General features: G+C 73.2%; 3 protein-coding genes and 1 pseudogene. 2 read left to right on the forward strand and 2 right to left on the reverse strand.

The window, feature by feature from the left end:
* Window positions 1-601, reverse strand: a 601-nt coding sequence (locus GT030_RS17960; RefSeq protein ID WP_161201958.1) for an aspartate/glutamate racemase family protein, incomplete at its 3' end; no start/stop codon positions are given.
* A gap of 72 nt (window positions 602-673) precedes the next feature.
* On the opposite strand from GT030_RS17960, the gene GT030_RS17965 reads away from it, so the two are divergent.
* On the forward strand, window positions 674-1,849 hold the full coding sequence (locus tag GT030_RS17965; RefSeq protein WP_161201956.1) for a glycosyltransferase: 1,176 nt from the start codon (window positions 674-676) through the stop codon (window positions 1,847-1,849).
* Window positions 1,850-1,856: 7 nt separating this feature from the next.
* Here GT030_RS17965 and GT030_RS17970 read toward each other — a convergent pair.
* Window positions 1,857-3,018: pseudogene (locus GT030_RS17970) on the reverse strand (TerD family protein).
* 211 nt (window positions 3,019-3,229) lie between these two features.
* Here GT030_RS17970 and GT030_RS17975 point away from each other — a divergent pair.
* On the forward strand, window positions 3,230-3,551 hold a 322-nt coding region (locus GT030_RS17975), incomplete at its 3' end, for a DUF6643 family protein (protein WP_161201957.1).

The following is a 3,551-nucleotide window of genomic DNA, read 5'->3' on the forward strand; positions in this document are numbered from 1 at the left end:
CGGCGGAGCCGTGCAGCACGAGCGGGGCGGCACCCGGCTGCTGGACGGCGGCACGGATGCGTTCCGCGACGAGTTCGTAGTGGGTGCAGCCGAGGACGACGGTCGTGACGTCGGGCGGGGTGAGTTCCGCGGCGGCGGCGACGGTCGCGGTGATGGCCTGCTCGTCGGCGTGCTCGACGGCCTCGGCCAGGCCCCAGCAGGGCACCTCGGTGACCTGGACGCCGTGCGCGAAGTCCTCGATCAGACCGCGCTGGTAGGGGCTGCCGGTGGTGGCGGGGGTCGCCCAGATCGCCACGTGCCCGCCGCCGGCCGAGGCGGGCTTGATCGCGGGTACGGTGCCGATCACCGGAATGCCGGGTTCGCACAGGGCGCGCAGCGCGGGCAGCGCGTGCACGGACGCGGTGTTGCAGCCGACGATGAGGGCGTCCGGCCGGCGCGCGGCGGCAGCCTCGGCGACGGCCACGGCACGCCGGGTCAGGTCCTCGGGGGTGCGAGGTCCCCAGGGCATGCCGTCGGGGTCCAGGGAGAGCACGAGATCTGCGTCGGGCCGAAGGCGGCGTACCGCCGCGGTGGCTGCGAGGAGGCCGATTCCGGAGTCCATGAGCGCGATCTTCACCCGGCCACGATAGTCGATGACCGCCGGTGGGCCGTTCCGGTGGGGCAGACTGCGGCCGTGAGCGCCATCGTGTGGACCGCCGCCGTATCCCTCGCCGTCTGGTGCTGGCTGCTGCTGGGCCAGGGCTTCTTCTGGCGCACCGATGTGCGGCTCCCGCCGCGCCGCGAGCCCGGGGAGTGGCCGTCGGTCTGCGTGGTGGTCCCGGCCCGCGACGAGGCGGCCGTGCTGCCCGCGAGCCTGCCCTCGCTGCTCGCCCAGGACTATCCGGGCCGGGCGGAGGTCTTCCTGGTGGACGACGGCAGCCGCGACGGCACCGGCGACCTGGCCCGCGAGCTGTCCGCGCGGCACGGCGGGCTGCCGCTGACGGTGGACTCCCCCGGCGAGCCACCCCGGGGCTGGACGGGCAAGCTGTGGGCGGTCCGGCACGGGATCGCGCTGGCACGCGCGCGTGACCCCGAGTTCCTGCTGCTGACGGACGCGGACATCGCGCACGCCCCGGACAGTCTGCGTTCCCTGGTCGCGGCGGCCCGTACGGGCGACTTCGACCTGGTCTCCCAGATGGCCCGGCTGCGCGCGGAGAGCCCGTGGGAGCGGCTGGTGGTCCCGGCCTTCGTCTACTTCTTCGCCCAGCTCTACCCCTTCCGCCGGATCGGCCGCCGGGGCGCCCGTACGACGGCGGCGGCCGGGGGCTGTGTGCTGCTGCGGGCGGACATGGCCGAGCGGGCCCACATTCCGGACGCCGTCCGGCACGCGGTCATCGACGACGTGGCCCTCGCGCGCGCGGTGCGGGCGAACGGCGGCCATCTCTGGCTGGGCCTGGCGGACCGGGTGGACAGCGTGCGCCCGTATCCGGGTCTGGGCGAACTGTGGCGCATGGTCTCGCGCAGTGCGTACGCCCAGCTCAGGCACAGTCCGGCGCTGCTGCTGGGCACCATGGTGGGGCTGGCGCTGGTGTATCTGGTGCCGCCCGTGGCGGCGGTGGCGGGCGCGGTCGCGGGGAGCGCGCCGGCGTGCGCGCTCGGCGGGGTGGCGTGGGCGGTGATGGCGGCGACGTATACACCGATGCTGCGCTACTACCGGCAGCCACTGTGGCTCGCTCCCCTGTTGCCGTTCACGGCGTTCCTCTATCTGCTGATGACGCTCGACTCGGCTGTCCGGCACTACCGGGGCAGGGGGGCCGCCTGGAAGGGCCGCACCTACGCGCGTCCCGACGCCGTGCCGGACGAGGGCTGAAGCGGGCTCACTTGCGGCCGGGCGTCCAGTTCATGCCCCAGCCGTAGGCGCGGTCGACAGTGCGCTGCGGGCTCACCCCGCGCTCCGGGACCAGGTAGCGGGCCTCGCGCCGGACGACGAGGTCACCGCCCGCGTCGGTGATCAGCGCGAGCGCGCACACCGTGGAGGGGACCGTGCACTCGTCCAGCGAGAAGTCGACCGGGGCCGTGCTGCGGCCGGAGGGTGACGGTGGCGTGCAGGTCGGCGAAGGAGCCGGCGCCCTCATAGATGGTGACGAAGACCAGGACCCGTCTGAGGTGCGCCTTGTGGTCGAGGCTGATGGTGAGGTTCTCGCCGTCCGCCACCGCCCCGGTCCGGTCGTCGCCGTCGAGGTGGATGTACGGCGGCCGCTCCAGCGCCCCGAAGGCGTTGCCGAGGGCCTGTACGACGTCCTTGCGGCCGTCGCTGAGTTCGTACAGGGCGCACAGGTCGAGGTCCAGGTCACCGGGGCCGGGGCCCCGGCGGCGGCTGGTGAGGTGCTTGCGGGTCTGCCAGTTGAGGTTGACGCGCATGACGCCGGAGGTGCCGCCCTGCTTGGCCAGGGAGACCGAGGGGGCCGCCTTGGTGAGCGTGACCTTGGAAGGCTGAGCGGGAGGCGGTGCCGGGTGCTGGGGTACGTCGACGGTGATGCCGAAGTCCGTCGCCAGGCCCTCGAGCCCGCTGTCGTAGCCCTGGCCCACGGCCCGGAACTTCCAGGCGCCCGGGCGGCGGTAGAACTCGCCGAGCACGAAGGCGGTCTCCACGGTGGCGCCGGTGCTGTCGAAGCGGGCGGCGGTGTCTCCTGTGGCGGGGTCCAGGACCCGGACGGCGAGGCCGGGGACCTGACCGAAGGTGCCGCCGTCGGCCGAGGCCGCGAGGACGATCCGCTCGATGCCGGCCTCCACGCGCGCGAGGTCGACGAGCAGGGTGTCGGTGACCTCCGCCCCGTTGGTCTTCCTGCCCTCGTGGCGGACCGCACCGGAGGGGTGGACGGGCTGGTTGTAGAAGACGAAGTCGTCGTCCGCGCGGACCCTGCCACCCCCCAGGAGGAGCGCCGAGGCGTCCACGTCGGGGATGCCGGGGCCCGCCCGGCGGGTCACCTCGACGCGGAGCGCGGTACCGGGCACCGGTGTGTTCGACCCCTTGGGCATTGACATGCCGGCCCCCATCTGTACAACGTCCGACGCGCCGTCAACCGCCGGTAACCGGACAGGAACTCGCCTTTTACACGATCCAGACGTCGAACGGAGTCCATTTTTGGCAAGTTCGCTCGGATTAGCGATCCCAGATCGCCGCCGACACGGAAAACAACCCTCTTATCGGTCTCCCCAACCAGCACATCGTGGGCTTAACTTATGTGCCATGACCTCCCCCCGCTCCACCTATGGCGGCGGCTACTACTCCGCCTCCTTCCCGGACACCCCGATCTACGACTCGCTCGTGGCCGAGCGGGGCACCCCGCAGATCGCCCCGATCAGGGTCCCGGCCGCCTATGACACCGGTCTCGGCATGCAGTCCTCCCCGGGCATGCCCTTCCCCGGCGGCAACCTCCCCGCACTGCCCTCCGCTCTTCCCGCGCTGCCCGCGGCCCCCTCGCCGCAGCCCGCGTACGGCTACCCGCAGGCGCAGCAGGCGCCCCAGATGCAGCCGACGCCCACGGCGTACATCCCGCAGCAGGCCGGCG

Source organism: Streptomyces sp. SID1328, from assembly GCF_009865595.1.
Taxonomy (GTDB): Bacteria; Actinomycetota; Actinomycetes; order Streptomycetales; family Streptomycetaceae; genus Streptomyces; species Streptomyces griseoluteus.